The organism is Halioglobus sp. D3-4, assembly GCF_055809315.1.
Window position 1 is genome coordinate 789,749 of sequence record NZ_CM147907.1, and the last position, 16,085, is coordinate 805,833.

A 16,085-nucleotide genomic window follows, 5' to 3' on the forward strand; every position below is an offset into this window, starting at 1 on the left:
ACTGTGGATAACTCCGTGAATAAATTGTTCAGGTAGCCCTCAAGACCCGTCATACGGTACTACGTCACAGATTGGTCAAAAAACATACAATCCGGCAATATCTATAAAAAACATATAGTTATATCGATAATGTGAGTATTTAAATGCAAAGAAAAAGCTAACTGCGTGAAACAGACTTGCGCTGTGCATGGTGTGCATAACATTTGTGATAGTGCTACTTCAAGTAACTTTCGCAACTGATTTGGAAACAACTTGGGGTGTGAAGAGCGGTAACGTTACCCAGGCAGATTGCAAAAGTACTGATTGTGTAGTCTCTGCGCGTTCGTCAAGTAGTTTTCGCTATGTTACCGCATTTTTACAGAGCGGGGATTTATGCGTGTGTCGCTGTCATAATGTTACGACCAGATGAAGAAAAGTTAGTCCCCGCGGTACACGCAGCCACTGGTGCAGGTCTCGCGAATCTCCACTTCGTACAACAGCGGAACAGCAGGTTTGAGTCTGTGCCATATCCACCTGGCGATATTTTCGCTGGTCGGGTTCTCCAGGCCGGGAACATCATTCAAGTAGTGGTGATCCAGTTGGTCGTACAGCGGCTTGAAGGCCGTTTTCAGTTCCGCGAAATCCATCACCCAGCCCGCGGGCTCGGGCGCATCGCCGGACACCACCAAGCGGACATGAAAGGAGTGGCCATGCAGTCGCGCACACTTGTGTCCCTCCGGGACATTGGGCAGGCGATGCGCGGCTTCAAAGTGAAATTCTTTGTAGATTTCCATTAGGGTTTACTCGATGGTTGCGCGTGAAATAACAGGAGGTCTCTACCGCTGTCGTTGTTGCGCGCTTGGTCAGGGATTGTCCAATCGATTTTACTACTAAAATCAACGGCTTTTAATATTTCTATTTTTTTTGCAATTTATCGGGCCAGGCATTGACCGCTCAACCAGAATCTCTATAATGCGCGTTCTCGGTTTTTGGGGTGGTTAGCTCAGCTGGGAGAGCATCTGCCTTACAAGCAGAGGGTCGGCGGTTCGATCCCGTCACCACCCACCAATTTACCGAGAGTTTTCTACCGTGGAGCGGTAGTTCAGTTGGTTAGAATACCGGCCTGTCACGCCGGGGGTCGCGGGTTCGAGTCCCGTCCGCTCCGCCATTTATTATCGTGAAACCTCTATTTTTATAGGGGTTTCGTCGTTTCTGGGGTATGTGTTTGTCCCTCCATTGTGCGCTTTGGCATTGGCGTCCGGTTTTTTTCAGTAAAGCTGTAGTCAGAAGGTTGTCAGGCGTCTTGGTGTGGCTATATGGCGCGCGACAGGTTGATTTGTCCGATAGCCTGCACATTCCCCATACCTTCCAGATACACGGCTTTAAACTACTTCTGTCGAAAGTTCATCATTACTGAATTCATAGCGGGTACCATCCGCTCTGCGTTGTTGCGAATGAGTTAGAACATTTTAGAGCGTCAGCTCTGCGACATGATCTAACAGGCGCTGTCTGTATCGCCGTTCAGCAATGTAGAACGCAGCTTAGGATTGTACCTTGCCCTAGATAACGACAGGCGGCAGCCAGCAGGTGAAGAACGGCACTGAAATACTTCTGCCCGCCAGTGCATCCAGTGTCATGTGGATGGGCACAGGGTCTGCGATCATGCCCAGATGGCCGACAATACGGAACGGGCACATCTGGCCGATTTCAATATTGGTGGCGCCTGGCCCGAGTTTGGCATTGTCATAATTTACGAACGGGATGCCAAATGGCCCTTCGTCCCAATACCAGACCAGTTCATCGTTATTCGTATAGAAAGCAAAGTACTCCACGTTTCCAGGGGTCATGTCGCCGGCGTTGAGGTCGGTGATAAAGTCCGAGCCTATCTGCATTTGCACGCACGGTGCGACTTCCTCACAGTCGACACCGAAGGCGCCGAGTACCGGTCCGATGAAAAAATCCAGTAACGGAATAGAATCGACACCGGAGTTCGGCCCCGACAGCGACACCAGTTTCCCCACGTGTGCTGCTCCGCCGAAATCCTTGATGTAGGAGCGCGCCGCCAGCACACCCTGTGAGTGCCCTACCAGATCGACGGCTGTGGCACCTGACCATTCCAGCACGTCGTCAACAAAAAGCTTCAACGCACCAGCCGATACCAGAATATTCATCGTGCCGGGAAGGTCACCGAGTTCCTCCGTACCTTTCAGCTCCAGTACACAATGCGTATGGCCCTCAGCCTGTATAGCATTGCCGAGAAATAGTTCATTGGCAATGGCCGGACTGAAGGTGCCACCTACAATAATCACCGGATTGCCAGCCTTGGGACCGGCAACACATGCTTCGGCAATGGTGGGGTTGTCTTTGCAGCCGCTGACAACGGCTAGGGTAAACAACAGACTGAGTAACGCCTTGGTGGGGGATAAATTCATAACTGGAACCTCTTATTAATTATGGGTCCAGTGTATTTGACGCCTACTGCCCGGTCCAGCGCAAATTCCTCGCGTCGGGTGCACTAGTGGCGGCGTGTATCGAAGCCGTGCAGACTAATGGTGCCCACAATTTTCTGTGACTTTACGGACAACTGCCCGGCCAGTTTATCCCGCCTTGCCTCCGGGCGAAGTGTCGGTGTCCGGTTCATGTCCCAGCGCACGCATAGCGTTGTGAACGTCCTGCAGCGTCACGGCGGCAGTGGCGCCCATATTTTCTTCAGTGGCCACCGCTTGTTGCCGGACGTCGAACTCCCACTCTCTTAGCGCGGCAATTTTGTCGGCCGGTTGTAACCGCTCGCTTTCGACAATGTCTTCGGGACAGGCAAAATACATGGCAGGTTTTGACGTCATATCAGTGATATCGGGGGTTTCCATGTATGCACTCCTCTGTGCGTGAGCAGGGTTACTGGGCAAAGTGCATCTACCTTCCTGTCATCGCAGCTGACAGTTCACAGTTATATACCTTTCCTCTGTGTTGAGTGTCGCAATTGTTGTGCCAGAAGACAGCGCCTGCGGCAGTGGTGTGACTGTTGATGCTGGCTGTACCACAGGCGGTTGAGTATCGAATGGCATGTAAATATTTCAACAGCATACGTAATCGCTACAAACGGACACAACCCAATCAGTCATTATTGGCTGTTGCCTGTATTGTCTGAAGTCGCCGGTTACCGACAGGACGTTGATTTGCTGAAGCGTTCTCCGGCCGCCGGCCCCTCTGGGTATCTGTGGGTAGGGTTGTGTCCTTTCTTTACATGGCGTGTCATCGTCGGGACCGGCATCTTGAATAATACAAGCCAGCTTGATTGTTTTTTTTTCTCATTCAGTTACTATCATTCGTCCAGGCCAAATGGCGTACATAACTCAAACGAGAGGGAATCATGGATCTCAATCTGAATGGTAAGAACGCAGTCATCGTCGGTGGAGCCAGGGGTATCGGCCGAGCCTGCGCTGAACTGTTGGCAGCGGAGGGCGCAAACGTCGCGCTTTGTGCCCGCAATCAGGAGAACATTGATGAAGCTGTGGCGTCGCTGGCTGCCAAAGGTGTCAAGGCCACAGGCGCGGTTGTAGATGTCACCGATGACGCCGCTTATCGCGCCTGGATTGGCAAGGCGGCAGAGGAACTCGGTGGTATCGATATCTTCATCGGAATGGCTAGTGCCGGTGGTGGCGTCATGGGTGAAGAGGGCTGGCGCAATAACCTCGAAACCGACATCCTGGGCACCACGCGCGGTATTGAAGAGGCATTGCCCTATCTGGAAAAGTCCGATGCCGGTTCTATCATTCTGATGAGTTCCACTGCTGCTGTGGAAACCTTCCTGATGCCACAGCCCTACAACGCAATGAAAGCCGCGTTGATCACGTATGGCGCGCAGTTGAGCCAGTCGGTAGCGGGTGCCGGTGTGCGCGTGAATACGGTGTCTCCAGGCCCCACATTTGTCGATGGCGGCAGCTGGGATATGATCAAAAACCACGCTACCGACATTTATGATAGCACGGTTGCATCATCGCCGACTGGTCGGCTCGGCACACCTGAAGAGGTGGCCAATGCGGTGGTCTTCCTTGCGAGCCCTGCTGCAGCGTTTATCACCGGCGTGAACCTGGTAGTCGACGGTGGGTTTACCAAGCGGGTGCAGTTCTAGCCGTCATCATAGTAGAAGACAAAAAAGCCCGGCAGGAGAAATCCTGCCGGGCTTTTTTATGCATCCAAGCCGCGATTATTTTTTCGCAGCGACTGTCCTCGCCTTTCTAGTCGTCGCAACAGCTCTTTTTGTCGCAGCTTTACTTTTCGGAGCCGTCTTTCTTACCGGTGCAGTTTTCCTTTTCGGAGCCGCCTTGGCCTTAGGTGGCGTTTTTTTCTTTGGAGCTGCTTTTCTTTTCGGTGCCGTCTTCGTCTTCGCTTTCGCCTTCGATGTTGTTTTAGCCCTGGCTTTGGGCTTGGCCGTAGGCGTTACTTTTTCGGTGATCTCCTGAATGCTTTTTGTCAGCTCCTTGCCCTGCTTTTTCGCCTTTTTTTCGGCCGCTTTCGCCTGTGCCTTTAGTTTTTTCTCGGCTGCACGGAGTTGCTTCTTCAGCTTTTTCTCATAGGCTTTGATTTTTTTGGTGTCGGACTTGATACGGTCACTCATCCATTTTTCTGCCTGATCTGCAAGATGCTTGGCGCGGTCGACTTCAGCTTTGATAGCGAGTTCTGCCTTTTTCTGCTGTAGTTTTTCTTCCGCCGCCAGTTCCTTCGCTTTCAACTTGGCCGTATCGACCCATTCGTCCAGTTGATCCCACGCTTCCCTGAATGCATTGCTGAAAAAACCGCTGACATCTGACTTTTTCACAGCGACTTTTTTTGCCGGTGCCCGCTTGCTGACCGGTGCTTTTTTCCTGACAGGTGCTTTTCTCTTGCTGGGTGTCTTTTTCTTTGCTGTGGTCATGTGTTCGATCTCCAGTTGCTGACGACGATATGCGCCGGTTCCCAAAAAGAAAATAGCAACAAAGGCAATTGCATACAATACAACTTTGTCGGCTATTGTTGCGGGATTCAGGTTGCTGGCCGGTCCTGTATAGATACCGTTGCACCGCGGTGTGGGATGCATCGAGCGTGGAATCCAACTATAGTAGTGCCGACAATAACAAGGGCAGGGAGAGTGTTGTGCCGCGATTATCTCAAGCGCGAGCCAGGCAATACTGGCGACGGAATATATCACTGGTGATTAAATTGCTAATGGTGTGGTTCGTCGTCAGTTTTGGATGTGGCATCCTGCTGGTGGATGTACTGAATCATGTTCAGGTTGGTGGTTATAAGCTGGGTTTCTGGTTTGCGCAGCAGGGTTCCATTTATGTCTTTGTTGCATTGATCTTCTACTACGCGAAAAAAATGGCCGCACTGGATCGCGAGTTCGGTGTGGAAGATGAGTAGCGCAGATTAGGAGCTTACACGATGGACCTTCGGACTCTTACCTATCTTGTAGTCGGGGCGAGTTTTGCGCTCTATATCGGGATAGCGTTCTGGACCCGAGCAGCTACCACCCGGGATTTCTATGTAGCCGGCGGTGGCATCCACCCGGTCCTCAATGGCATGGCGACAGCCGCAGACTGGATGTCGGCTGCTTCTTTTATCTCCATGGCCGGCATGATCGCCTTTATGGGTTATGGTGGCAGTGTCTTTCTGATGGGCTGGACCGGTGGTTTTGTGATTTTGGCCATGCTGGTCGCACCCTACCTGCGCAAGTACGGCAAGTTTACTGTGCCCGAGTTTATCGGCGACCGTTATTATTCCAAGGCGGCTCGCGCTGTCGCTGTCGTATGTCTGATTATCTGCTCCGTTACCTATGTCATCGGGCAGATGAAAGGTGTGGGTGTGGCGTTCTCCCGATTTCTGGAAGTCGAATACGACACCGGCCTTTACGTGGGCATGGTAATCGTCTTCTTCTATGCGGTACTCGGCGGCATGAAGAGCATCACGTATACACAGATAGCGCAATACTGCGTGTTGATACTGGCCTACACGATTCCGGTTATTTTTATCAGCCTGCAGCTGACCGGCAATGTGATTCCGCAACTGGGGCTCGGTAGCACGCTGGTCGACTCGAATGTCTATCTGCTCGACCGGCTGGATCAGGTGGTCACCGAATTGGGTTTCAGGGAATATACCTCTGACGTGCGCCTCAGCGGGCTCAATATGTTCGCGTTCACCCTGTCTCTGATGATAGGGACGGCGGGGCTGCCACATGTCATCATCCGGTTTTTTACCGTGCCCAGTGTCAAGGATGCCCGCTCATCAGCGGGGTGGGCGCTGGTGTTCATCGCCATTCTTTATACGACTGCACCAGCGGTTGCCGGCATGGCGCGACTCAACCTGATCAGTACGATGGAGCCCGAGCCGGGGCAGTATCTGGCCATTGACGAGCGTCCGCAGTGGTTCCAGAACTGGGAGAAGACTGGATTGCTGGCTTTCGAGGACAAGAATAACGATGGCCGTATCACCTACACAGCCGACCCCGCAGACAATGAACTGACTAAGGTGGACCAGGATATTATGGTGCTGGCCAACCCCGAGATTGCGCGACTACCCAACTGGGTGATTGCTCTCGTGGCGGCGGGGGGGCTGGCGGCGGCGCTGTCTACTGCAGCCGGATTGCTATTGGCCATCGCCTCTGCGATTTCTCACGATATGCTCAAAGGCATGCTGTTTCCCGGCATCAGCGAGAAGCAGGAGCTACTGGCCAGCCGCCTTTCCATGGCCTGTGCCATTGCCGGCGCCGGTTATCTGGGTTTGAATCCACCGGGGTTCGCCGCCGGCACGGTGGCACTGGCGTTTGGGTTGGCAGCCTCCTCCATTTTTCCAGCGCTGATGATGGGTATTTTCTCATTGCGTGTGACCCGCGAAGGCGCGATTGCCGGAATGATCTCGGGTATCAGTATTACTCTATTCTATGTATTCCAGCATAAGGGCATTATGTTCATTCCGGGTACGGCATTTCTCGGGGAAAGACCCGCCAACTGGTTTCTGGGAATCGAACCGAATGCGTTTGGTGGCGTAGGTGCACTGGTAAACTTTGCAGTGGCGTTTGCCGTCTCGCGTGTCACTGCCGCGCCGCCACTGGCGGTGCAACAGTTGGTTGAGAATATTCGCACGCCAGACCATGCCCCGCTCGCACACGATCTGGAGCTTGTGATACACGACAAACCTTAGAGGTATCACGTTGAAGGAGCATTCCGGCCATTAATAGGCATTTCCTCATCGCCCTTGTTGTCGCGCCGATTCTCGCCATGCTGGCCTGGACGGTGGTCGGCCGATTGGGCGCCGAAAACCCGGAGCCCGCCAGGGCAGGGCATTCCTATCCATTGCAGGCGCAAAGCAATTGTCGATATGCCAGCGGAACCTGTGATCTTGAAAATGTTGAGTTCAGGGCCAGGCTTGTCTATCGGGAAAGCGCCGACGGGCAATTGCTGCAACTGGACGCCTCGCATGCGCTGGCGGGCGCAGTTCTGAGTCTCGGTCCCGCGGATACTGACCCGGCCCCGCAATCAATGCAGCGTGTGCAGGGTGGTGCGAGGCGCTGGGTGTTGCCGTTGGCCATTCGTCCCGGTCCCACGCATCGCATTCGTCTGGTATTGAGTGCCTCGCTCAGCACGTACTTTGCTGAGACCGGCACGGCGTTTCTCCAAAGCGAGTCGCAGCCCTGACGGAGTAAATTGCCTGTCTGTCGATGCGAACAGAGGCACGCAGCTGCGGCGCAGGTATCACGGGTGTGTCTGAGGGTGTACTTTCCGCCCTATCTTTTACCAGTACCTCTGGTATAGTGCGCTCCCGGGTGCACTTCGGTCTGCACCTCGCATCGGTCTCATACACTGTGACGGTCGATTCCACTTAGTATTTCAAGCCTGGACCGAACCATTCTCCGGTATTTTACTGCCGCGCATTCTGGTCAGGCGCTCTCATATCGAGAGATTCAGGAGTTACATATACATGTTATTCAAAAACCTCGGCCTGTCGGCCGAACTGCTGCGTGCTGTCGAAAAACAGGGCTATGCAGAAGCAACACCCATTCAGGAACAGGCAATACCTATCGTACTTAAAGGCAGGGATTTGTTAGCGGGCGCCCAGACGGGCACCGGTAAAACAGCCGGCTTTACACTTCCAGTCCTGCAGCGGTTACAAGAGACGCATGATGAAGGACAAAAGCGGCACCCCAGGGTGCTGGTGTTGACACCTACCCGTGAACTGGCCGCACAGGTGCATGAAAGCGTGCGCGACTACGGGCAGTTCCTGCCGTTTCGCTCAGCGGTTGTTTTCGGTGGTGTAAGTATCAACCCGCAGAAACAGAAGCTGATCAAGGGCGTTGATATCGTCGTAGCAACACCGGGCCGTCTGCTCGATCATGTGCAGCAGCGCAGTATCGATCTGTCAAAAATTGAAATTCTGATTCTGGATGAAGCGGATCGAATGCTCGATATGGGTTTCATCCGCGATATTCGCAAAATACTCAAAGTGATTCCCAACAAGCGACAGACCCTGTTGTTCTCCGCGACGTTTTCGCGCGAGATCAAAGCCTTATCTGCTGAATTCATGCACGAGCCCGAACAAATACAGGTGACGCCAGAAAACACTGCGGTGGAATTGGTGAGCCAGGTGGTCTATCCGGTAGACAAGCACCGCAAGCGCGAGTTGTTGTCGCAGAAGATTGGTGAGGAAGACTGGCAGCAGGTACTGGTATTTACCCGAACCAAACACGGCGCCAATAAGCTGGCAGAGCAACTCGGTAAAGACGGTATTACATCGGCAGCCATACACGGGAACAAGTCCCAGGGTGCACGGACAAAAGCACTGGCGGATTTTAAAGCCGGGACAGTGCGGGTACTGGTGGCCACGGATATTGCCGCGCGCGGAATCGATATCGACAAATTACCGTATGTGGTGAATTTTGAGCTGCCGAATATCCCCGAAGACTATGTGCATCGTATCGGGCGAACGGCGCGGGCCGGCCAGGAAGGCCACGCGATATCGCTGGTATGTGTGGATGAGCTAAAACTGCTTCGAGATATTGAGAAGCTGCTGGGCTCGCCGATCCAAAAGGTCAATCTGCCTGGATATGACGTCGACCCATCCATCAAAGCCGAGCCAATTGTAAATGGTCGGGGCGGTGGTGGTCGCGGGCGTAGCAATGGCGGGAACCGCGGTAATAGCGGGAATAGAGCTCGCGGCAACAGCCGCGCAGCAGGTGGCGGCAAGCCGGGTGGGCATGGTGATCGCTCGGGGAGGGCGCGTGCGCATTCCGGCGGTGGTAACCGACGCGCCGGCTGAGCATGACCCGAAAAAGCAGTGATTTACAGCGGGCATGGATGCCGTGTTGTTGTAGCGATTAATTACGCCGGCAGGTGCCCATTCGCGGGGCCTGCCATTGTTTTTTGCAGGCCTAATTACTCACTATCAATAAGTAGCCATCGTAGTTCGCTGGGTCGGAAACACCATAGGGCACCAGAAACGCCCTGAAATCCTGTTTGCAGCGCTGCGCCAGATCATGAAATGTGGGGCGCCCGGGGTCGGCGATGATGATTGTCTTCACGCCATTCTTCAGGCCGCGCTTGATCGTGTCATACAGGGCGTCTACCTGTTCGTCCCAGAAACAGATATCGCCTCCGACGATGATGTCCTGTTTGGCCAGTACAGCATTGCTTATCTCTTCATAGCGGCTGACTTTTGTCTTAATTTTTACGTTGTTTTCCCTGGCATGCAGCTTCAGGAATGGAAATACCCGTTTATCTGCATCCGTGGCCAACACCTTTGCTTTGAATTTTTTGGCACAGTACAAACCGAGTACTCCCCAGCCGCAACCAATTTCCAGAATAGAGGAGTTTTCTGGAGGGGGGTTGTCATCGAGAAAATCCATGACGAAATAGCTTGAAGCCCAGACCTTGGTGCCGTGGATTTCAGGTGCGCTTTTTTCCTGCATCAAAGCTTTAATATCTGGATGTCTTTTTGTCAGAATAATAAGGTCGCGAACTTTCTTGGTGTGCTTGGCCACAAACTTGGTCTCGGTGGTTAAGGGTTGGGGTTGGGTATTCTAGGGTAAGCACGGGCTAAAGTACAAAAGGGTGAGACTATTCTGGCGACTCGCCGGGTGCTGCCCCCGGCGCATGGTGAAATCGTGCTGTTAGTTCTCTATTGCCTGTTGCAGTTGATCGGTCGCTTCGTTGCCAGCTTCTGAAGAGGCATTGCAGCCGCAGGCACTTGCTATCAGTGCTTGCATATCCGGGCCGCTGTAAGTGCCCTGCGGGCCTTCACAACTCAATCTTTCCGTATTCTTGCCATCACTGAAACAGCTTAAGGCGGCGCCGCTGTTGGAGCATTCGCCGGCAACACCAGTACTGGTACCTACATGCACCTCGCGCTGATTTTCAAGTTTACAGGTAGCGACAGCTTCGACCGTCGGCAGTGCGAACAGGCAAAGCAATAATAGAGCACTTCTCATATTCTCTCTCCGCTTGCGCGATAACTAGTTGACGTGATCTCACACAAATCTAACACACAGCGCAGGCGCCGAGTAGTGATTCGTACCATCATGGTATTGCGTGCAGTGCATGTTGCTCCATAACATGGCTTAGAGCGGGTAACAAAGGGCAGCACTCAGGCCGTATCTGAGTCATAATTCGTCGCCACTCTTGGGAACACAACAAACAGCTATCATTGGGATATGTCATGGCAGAGAAATTTACTGCATTTACCCGCCTCCACCTGGCGTTAACGGGTGTCTTCCTTTTGACAATGTACTACACGCAAGCGGTGCAGGCATTTGATGCCGGCATGCCGAATCCCCCGGGTTCACCCACCGAGGTCAAGCTGGGAATTTTTCTCGCTGACATAATCGATATGGATGAGGTGGAAGAGGCGTTTCAGGCTGAAATTATCGTGATCGCCGAGTGGCAGGACCCGCGATTGGAGTTTGACGCTAGCGCAGAGGGTAGCGATTACAAACTCTTCCAGGGAGAGTTTCAGTTTAATGAATTGTTTACGGGTTGGTGGCCGCAGCTACTGATCGTCAATGAAATAGGCAACGGTGACATCAACGCAATGCGTGTCACTGTGAGAGCTGACGGTACCGTGCGCTATAAAGACCAGCGTAATGTCACGCTGGAGACACCTATGGCGCTGCAAAGCTTTCCGTTCGATGTGCAGACACTGCAGGCCTCTATTATTTCCTTCGGTGATTACAGCGATCAGGTCAAACTGGTGGTAGATCAGAATGTATTGGGCGCCACAGAGGAATATGCCGAGGTGAATAAGAAGGTGAATATAGCGCAGTGGGATCTGCGCAATCTGGATCTCAAAGCCGGGTTTGCCGACTTTCGATACTACGGCAGTAAGGCCGAGTTCTCCGAGGTTACTATGACGATTACCTTGGAGCGGAAGTCCTCCAATATGCTCTGGAAAGTCATGTTTCCACTAGTGCTGTTGGTGTCGCTGATGTGGGCCGTATTCTGGATGGATATCGAAAATCTGGCCGACCGCCTCAATGTGGCTTTTATCGGGATACTGACCATCGTTGCCTACCAGTTCCTGATCGATGGAAGTATGCCGCGAATTTCCTATTTTACCTTCACGGATGCGGTGCTGCTGTACTCCTTTATCGTGATGTGCCTTTGCATCTATGAGAGCCTGTTGGTCAACAGCCTGTGGAAACGAGGGCATCGCGATGTGGCCAAACGTATTGATACCGCGGCGCACTGGGCATTCCCGATTGTTTATACGCTGGGCTTGGTGTTCAATTACTTTTATTTCCAGCACGGCTAACGAGGCGCGCACTTGCCAGCGCGCTCTGTAGCTTTACCACTGAGGCGGGTAGGAACTTCTCAGAGTGTGGATGTGCAGTTCGGGCAGCGTGTTGCCTCGATCGCGATTTCAGTCACACAGAATGGACACTTCTTGGTCGTGACTTCCTCTTCGGGCTCGGGTTCTTCAGCCTGCAAATTATTGATTCCCTTGATCAGTAAAAAGACAGCAAAGGCGACAATGAGGAAGCTGATCACTGAATTGATAAACAAGCCATAGCTGATGGTGACAGCGCCGGCTTCCTGTGCTGCTGCGAGTGTGGCGTAGGGGCCGGCAACAGCGCCTTCCTTAAGCGTGACAAACAGATCAGAAAAATCTACGCCGCCAAGCAACAGCCCAATAGGCGGCATTATTACATCGGAGACGAGGCTTTTGACAATCGTTCCAAAGGCTCCGCCGATGATGATCCCGACAGCCATGTCAACGACATTGCCGCGCATTGCAAACTTCTTGAATTCTTCGAGCATAATCTAATCCTCAGCGGGTCATTTTATTGTGTGTGCCAGTGTAGTTTAACTCAAGCATTGTCCACTTACGCAGGAATGTCAATTTCTCAACCGAACCGCTTTGGGGCATTCTCCGCGCGGTTCCCGACTGCGGCTCCGGCGCTTCCGCGGGTTGAAGGATCGGCGAAACTGGACTATATATAAAGTGATCGCGTAGGCATGCAGCAATACATTGGTGCAGCCCGTCTCACACCACCGAAGGTGGCAATTGGGGAGGTCTCTCACTCAGACAGTCGACCATGAAGAAAACGTCAAAAGCCGTGACTTTACTGTCAGGTATTTTCGGGATATTCAAAAGTAAGCCAACTAAAAGTTCAATGGAAGTTGCGCGGCGAACACGTGCGAGAGTGTATGAAAAGCATGGTAAGAGTGGCGGCCAGAAGGCCTCCTACAGGGCCGCTGAAATTGTTGTTGCAGACGGCGCATGTGAACGGGCAAGAGCGCTGGCAGGTACCCGATTTTTGCTGAAAGAGGTGCCGCATATCCCCGTTACCGATTGCGCATCGCGTAAGTGCACCTGCACCTATGTACACCACCCGGACAGGCGGGATACGGACGGTGACCGACGCGCCCACTACGATACTTTAACCAATGCTTACACAACTATCGGTCACAGTGAGCGCCGGATAAGCAGCGGCCGACGCGCGGACGATTTGCCTCTTGGCCAGTTGCGCTAGTGCCGCAGAAGTGTCGAATTGTTTTGCGCTCTTGTTCTGAAAACGTCTAGCAGGTCTCATACTTCAGTGATTTTCTCTACTTATCTCCAGTAATCCGTTGACGCTGCACGTAGCGCAGGCCTAAATACCCCTAAGCGCTACACAATCCATTGCGCTGGAAAACGCCTTAAGAAGGGTCTTCAAGAGCCTGGGCGAGGGGAGGGGTAAATTGTTTAATTACATTCGCATACTGATGTTGTGTACGGTGGCGGGGTATGTCCTTGCACTGCTGTTTATGACACCTGGCGGTGTCTATATTGGCGCGGCGAAAGGGCTGTTGGTCGGTTTGCTGGTTGCGCTGGCTGAATGGAAATCACGACGCGGCAAGCCGGTGCCCATTCGCGGTACCCGGGTGGTGTGACGGAAGGGACGGAGCCTGCAAATTTTAGTTTTATATAGCAGTTGACCAAGGGCCGAGTTTCGCCTCCTGACGACGGGCTGGGCTCACGTCGAGGGCCTCTAATCTCACTGTGCTATTTGATGCCGCTGAAGGCGCTCAATTCGGCGCAGTGCTCCCGGCTTTGCCGGAGGCTCTCCACTGCACTGAGTCTCTTGGTTTCGCCGAAGGCTCTGGATTGTGCTGAGGGCTCTCGATTGTGCTGAGGGTGCGAAACCTCCGCAGAGACTTGTAAATCCGTGCTATTGCGCAGCGCTGTATGGATCACTTATGCTGGTGGCCGTATTCTAACAATAAGCAATGTGCAGAGGCGGCCAGATGATCAAATTCATAATTCCTGTGCTGGTCAGTAGCAGTCTGGTGCTGACAGGCTGTAGCAATAACAACAATGACGGTAATAATGCTTCGACCAACTGTACCGGAACAGCAGTGGAAGCTGTACGGCTGTTCCTGCAGCAGCTGAGTTCGGACAGTGTCATCATCAAGTGGCGCGGCAACGCCGATGGCGGAGCGGAGGCGGACAATGTTTGCTTCGGTACGGATATAGCCGCGTTGCCGGCGGATAGCAGGACTCAGGCCACTGTCACTGCTACTGGACACAGTGAGGTGTTGTTGAGTGGGCTTGAGCCTGACACCATCTATTACTACTCAGTGGGAGGCGCTGGTGTTGCCGACGAGGCGCATCATTTTCGCACTGCGCCGCCGCCTGGTGAACTACCTGCTGATGGTAATACCCGAATCTGGATAGTCGGTGATTCGGGGGTGGGTGGTACTGGCAAGCCTGAGTCAGCTTACGTGCGCGATGGTTTTATGACCTTTGCTAAAAACCAGGGCGATGAGCCGGCCGACCTGTTTTTAATGCTGGGCGATAATGCCTACGATCAGGGCACAGATATGGAACATCAGAGTGCGGTCTTTGACGTGTACACCGAAGTGCTGGCTACAACGCCGGTGTGGCCCACTATCGGCAACCATGAGATGGGGAGTATTGGAATTTCGTCCTCGACCAGCCCGAACGATTATATGGTGCTGGGCGATGGTTCCAATGGCGGACCAGATCCGGCACCCGACAGCCCCATGCCGTATCTCAATATCTTTACACTGCCCACGAATGCGGAGGTCGGTGGCTTGTCCTCTGGAACGGAGCAGTATTACTCCTTTGATTATGCCAACGTGCATGTTGTGAGTCTCGATTCACAACTCTCGATTCGTGATGCGGATAGCCGAGCAGCCATGATGCAGTGGCTCAAGGATGATCTTATGTCCAACAATCAGGATTGGACAATCGTGATTTATCACCACCCACCGTATACCAAGGGCAGTCACGATTCAGACAGCGAACTCGGCGGTATCGATCAGCCTATCTTTGCGATCCGAGAGGAGTTTACGCCGATCTTTGAACAGTATGGTGTTGATCTGGCTTACGCCGGGCACAGCCACATTTACGAGCGCTCATACTACATCAATGGACATACAGGTCTGTCGGACTCGTTTGATGCGACCACCATGGCTGAGCAGAACGCTGTGAATATGCCCGCTACGGGACAGGGTGATCAGGCCTATAGCCAGATCGCCCGCAATGGGCTTGACGATAAAGTTGTTTACACTGTCGCGGGCAACGGTGGCAAGATAACCTATACAACCGAGGGTTTTCCCCACCCGGCAAATTTTTTCAGCCAATTGGAACTGGGCTCGGTGGTGATCGATCTCGATGAGAACCGTCTGGAGGCCAGTTTTGTGGATGTCAATGGCGCGGTTCTGGATTCATTTGTGATGACCCGTTAGCGGAGTACTGTGTGACTGGGCTGCCCATCTAGTGTGCCTGGGCTTAAACGATGAAATTATTTCAGGGAGCGATCATCATACTGGCGATACTGTCGCCCCCGCTGCTGTGGGCGGATGCAGGTGTTGCTGAGCGTATCCAGTCGCTGTCATACAAGGTCGAGCAAAACCCCAAGAACCTGGTGCTGCGGCTGCAGCGCGCACTAGCCTATATGGAAAACAACCAGCCTGAACTGGCATTGGCGGATGTGCGCTGGGCTGAATCCCGGGGCGACCCGGCAGAGACTGCCTACATCCACGGCGTGCTGCTGTACCGGCAGAAACAATACACCGAGGCCCGGCCCTACTTTGATCGATACCTCCGCGCATTCCCAACACATTGGTCGGCGCTGAGCTATCGCGCTCGATTGCTGCGCGATAGTGGTGAGAACCAACTCGCGCTGGCCGACTACGAAACCTTGATGCGTGTGAATGACACGCTGGACCCCGGCTACTATCTGTCCGCCGCCCGGCTGATGGCCGATATGCCGCTGCGCGGAATCGATGAAGCATTGTCGTTACTGGACAAACGAATAATGGAGCGTGGGCAGGTTTCCAGTCTGCAGCGTTACGCCATTGATTTGGAGATCAAGCGAGACAACTATCAGGGCGCCATTGAGCGCATGGCATTGCTCGATGAGAAACTGCGCGCGACGCCGCAGTGGCAGCTTGAGATTGCGGAACTGCTATTGCTCGCAGGACGCACCGATGAAGCTCTCCCTTACCTTGACGTCGCGCAAGAGCAACTGGCTGCGCGGCGACAGACAGCGGTTAACAGGCAGTTGATGGAAACTGCGCAGCAACTACAGGAACGGGCGGTGTCCACTGCGCAGTCAGAACCGCTGTGACTGG

17 protein-coding genes and 2 tRNA genes are annotated in these 16,085 nt (G+C 53.3%); 12 read left to right on the forward strand and 7 right to left on the reverse strand.

The annotated features are described in order from the left end of the window. Positions 1 to 416 precede the first annotated feature (416 nt). Entirely contained in the window at positions 417 to 773 is a 357-nt protein-coding gene (gene queD, locus AC0L6S_RS03315) for a 6-carboxytetrahydropterin synthase QueD (RefSeq protein WP_473427002.1), read from the reverse strand. 198 nt (positions 774 to 971) lie between these two features. Here queD and AC0L6S_RS03320 point away from each other — a divergent pair. After that, positions 972 to 1,047 (forward strand) — tRNA-Val (locus tag AC0L6S_RS03320). Between the two features lie 23 nt (positions 1,048 to 1,070). Continuing rightward, positions 1,071 to 1,147, forward strand: a tRNA-Asp gene (locus AC0L6S_RS03325). A gap of 391 nt (positions 1,148 to 1,538) precedes the next feature. On the opposite strand, the gene AC0L6S_RS03330 is transcribed toward AC0L6S_RS03325, so the two are convergent. Both AC0L6S_RS03330 and AC0L6S_RS03335 read right to left on the reverse strand, forming a co-directional pair. Next, positions 1,539 to 2,411 carry an esterase/lipase family protein gene (locus tag AC0L6S_RS03330; RefSeq protein WP_473427003.1) on the reverse strand — a complete coding sequence of 291 codons (873 nt, stop codon included), beginning with the start codon at positions 2,409 to 2,411 and terminating at the stop codon, positions 1,539 to 1,541. Positions 2,412 to 2,576: 165 nt separating this feature from the next. Next, positions 2,577 to 2,846, reverse strand: a complete 270-nt coding sequence (locus AC0L6S_RS03335; protein WP_473427004.1) for a hypothetical protein — start codon at positions 2,844 to 2,846, stop codon at positions 2,577 to 2,579. Positions 2,847 to 3,349: 503 nt separating this feature from the next. Here AC0L6S_RS03335 and AC0L6S_RS03340 point away from each other — a divergent pair. Beyond that, positions 3,350 to 4,111 carry an SDR family NAD(P)-dependent oxidoreductase gene (locus tag AC0L6S_RS03340; protein ID WP_473427005.1) on the forward strand — a complete coding sequence of 254 codons (762 nt, stop codon included), beginning with the start codon at positions 3,350 to 3,352 and terminating at the stop codon, positions 4,109 to 4,111. A 75-nt stretch (positions 4,112 to 4,186) separates the two neighbouring features. On the opposite strand, the gene AC0L6S_RS03345 is transcribed toward AC0L6S_RS03340, so the two are convergent. Then, positions 4,187 to 5,056, reverse strand: coding sequence for a hypothetical protein (locus AC0L6S_RS03345; protein WP_473427006.1), 870 nt, complete (start codon positions 5,054 to 5,056; stop codon positions 4,187 to 4,189). Positions 5,057 to 5,112: 56 nt separating this feature from the next. On the opposite strand from AC0L6S_RS03345, the gene AC0L6S_RS03350 reads away from it, so the two are divergent. From AC0L6S_RS03350 to AC0L6S_RS03365, 4 genes are all read left to right on the forward strand, one after another. Then, positions 5,113 to 5,379 (forward strand): DUF4212 domain-containing protein, encoded by a 267-nt coding sequence (locus tag AC0L6S_RS03350; protein WP_473428542.1) that lies wholly within the window; start codon positions 5,113 to 5,115, stop codon positions 5,377 to 5,379. 21 nt (positions 5,380 to 5,400) lie between these two features. Beyond that, positions 5,401 to 7,155: a sodium:solute symporter family protein gene (locus tag AC0L6S_RS03355; RefSeq protein ID WP_473427007.1), complete on the forward strand. Its 1,755-nt coding sequence runs from the start codon at positions 5,401 to 5,403 to the stop codon at positions 7,153 to 7,155. Between the two features lie 77 nt (positions 7,156 to 7,232). Continuing rightward, positions 7,233 to 7,649, forward strand: a complete 417-nt coding sequence (locus tag AC0L6S_RS03360; protein WP_473427008.1) for a hypothetical protein — start codon at positions 7,233 to 7,235, stop codon at positions 7,647 to 7,649. A 283-nt stretch (positions 7,650 to 7,932) separates the two neighbouring features. Then, the gene (locus tag AC0L6S_RS03365; protein WP_473427009.1) at positions 7,933 to 9,267 is read left to right on the forward strand and encodes a DEAD/DEAH box helicase; all 1,335 of its coding nucleotides are present in this window, start codon (positions 7,933 to 7,935) and stop codon (positions 9,265 to 9,267) included. A 112-nt stretch (positions 9,268 to 9,379) separates the two neighbouring features. Here AC0L6S_RS03365 and AC0L6S_RS03370 read toward each other — a convergent pair whose 3' ends face one another. Beyond that, complete coding sequence (locus AC0L6S_RS03370) at positions 9,380 to 9,988, reverse strand: class I SAM-dependent methyltransferase (protein ID WP_473427010.1); 609 nt, start codon at positions 9,986 to 9,988, stop codon at positions 9,380 to 9,382. Positions 9,989 to 10,117: 129 nt separating this feature from the next. Beyond that, positions 10,118 to 10,435, reverse strand: a complete 318-nt coding sequence (locus AC0L6S_RS03375; protein ID WP_473427011.1) for a hypothetical protein — start codon at positions 10,433 to 10,435, stop codon at positions 10,118 to 10,120. A 227-nt stretch (positions 10,436 to 10,662) separates the two neighbouring features. Here AC0L6S_RS03375 and AC0L6S_RS03380 point away from each other — a divergent pair, with 227 nt between their 5' ends. Continuing rightward, the gene (locus tag AC0L6S_RS03380; protein ID WP_473427012.1) at positions 10,663 to 11,754 is read left to right on the forward strand and encodes a ligand-gated ion channel; all 1,092 of its coding nucleotides are present in this window, start codon (positions 10,663 to 10,665) and stop codon (positions 11,752 to 11,754) included. 59 nt (positions 11,755 to 11,813) lie between these two features. Here the strand turns inward: AC0L6S_RS03380 and mscL are convergent, their stop codons facing one another. Then, on the reverse strand, positions 11,814 to 12,260 hold the full coding sequence (gene mscL / locus AC0L6S_RS03385; protein ID WP_473427013.1) for a large-conductance mechanosensitive channel protein MscL: 447 nt from the start codon (positions 12,258 to 12,260) through the stop codon (positions 11,814 to 11,816). 386 nt (positions 12,261 to 12,646) lie between these two features. Between mscL and AC0L6S_RS03390 the strand changes: the two genes are divergently transcribed. The 4 genes from AC0L6S_RS03390 (at position 12,647) to AC0L6S_RS03405 (ending at position 16,081) form a co-directional block, all read left to right on the forward strand. After that, positions 12,647 to 12,976, forward strand: a complete 330-nt coding sequence (locus AC0L6S_RS03390) for a hypothetical protein (protein WP_473427014.1) — start codon at positions 12,647 to 12,649, stop codon at positions 12,974 to 12,976. Between the two features lie 208 nt (positions 12,977 to 13,184). Continuing rightward, positions 13,185 to 13,376 (forward strand): hypothetical protein, encoded by a 192-nt coding sequence (locus AC0L6S_RS03395; protein WP_473427015.1) that lies wholly within the window; start codon positions 13,185 to 13,187, stop codon positions 13,374 to 13,376. 354 nt (positions 13,377 to 13,730) lie between these two features. Beyond that, the gene (locus tag AC0L6S_RS03400; RefSeq protein WP_473427016.1) at positions 13,731 to 15,197 is read left to right on the forward strand and encodes a purple acid phosphatase family protein; all 1,467 of its coding nucleotides are present in this window, start codon (positions 13,731 to 13,733) and stop codon (positions 15,195 to 15,197) included. Positions 15,198 to 15,247: 50 nt separating this feature from the next. Beyond that, positions 15,248 to 16,081, forward strand: coding sequence for a tetratricopeptide repeat protein (locus AC0L6S_RS03405; protein ID WP_473427017.1), 834 nt, complete (start codon positions 15,248 to 15,250; stop codon positions 16,079 to 16,081). Positions 16,082 to 16,085 lie beyond the last annotated feature (4 nt).

What these genes read in the sequence shown, in the direction of transcription:
- AC0L6S_RS03405 (WP_473427017.1), top strand. Translation starts at nt 15,248, where the DNA reads ATGAAATTATTTCAGGGAGCGATCATCATACTGGCGATACTGTCGCCC.
- AC0L6S_RS03345 (WP_473427006.1), bottom strand. Translation starts at nt 5,056, where the DNA reads ATGCATCCCACACCGCGGTGCAACGGTATCTATACAGGACCGGCCAGC.
- mscL (WP_473427013.1), bottom strand. Translation starts at nt 12,260, where the DNA reads ATGCTCGAAGAATTCAAGAAGTTTGCAATGCGCGGCAATGTCGTTGAC.
- AC0L6S_RS03360 (WP_473427008.1), top strand. Translation starts at nt 7,233, where the DNA reads ATGCTGGCCTGGACGGTGGTCGGCCGATTGGGCGCCGAAAACCCGGAG.
- AC0L6S_RS03400 (WP_473427016.1), top strand. Translation starts at nt 13,731, where the DNA reads ATGATCAAATTCATAATTCCTGTGCTGGTCAGTAGCAGTCTGGTGCTG.
- AC0L6S_RS03340 (WP_473427005.1), top strand. Translation starts at nt 3,350, where the DNA reads ATGGATCTCAATCTGAATGGTAAGAACGCAGTCATCGTCGGTGGAGCC.
- AC0L6S_RS03335 (WP_473427004.1), bottom strand. Translation starts at nt 2,846, where the DNA reads ATGGAAACCCCCGATATCACTGATATGACGTCAAAACCTGCCATGTAT.
- AC0L6S_RS03365 (WP_473427009.1), top strand. Translation starts at nt 7,933, where the DNA reads ATGTTATTCAAAAACCTCGGCCTGTCGGCCGAACTGCTGCGTGCTGTC.
- AC0L6S_RS03380 (WP_473427012.1), top strand. Translation starts at nt 10,663, where the DNA reads ATGGCAGAGAAATTTACTGCATTTACCCGCCTCCACCTGGCGTTAACG.
- AC0L6S_RS03355 (WP_473427007.1), top strand. Translation starts at nt 5,401, where the DNA reads ATGGACCTTCGGACTCTTACCTATCTTGTAGTCGGGGCGAGTTTTGCG.
- queD (WP_473427002.1), bottom strand. Translation starts at nt 773, where the DNA reads ATGGAAATCTACAAAGAATTTCACTTTGAAGCCGCGCATCGCCTGCCC.
- AC0L6S_RS03330 (WP_473427003.1), bottom strand. Translation starts at nt 2,411, where the DNA reads ATGAATTTATCCCCCACCAAGGCGTTACTCAGTCTGTTGTTTACCCTA.
- AC0L6S_RS03375 (WP_473427011.1), bottom strand. Translation starts at nt 10,435, where the DNA reads ATGAGAAGTGCTCTATTATTGCTTTGCCTGTTCGCACTGCCGACGGTC.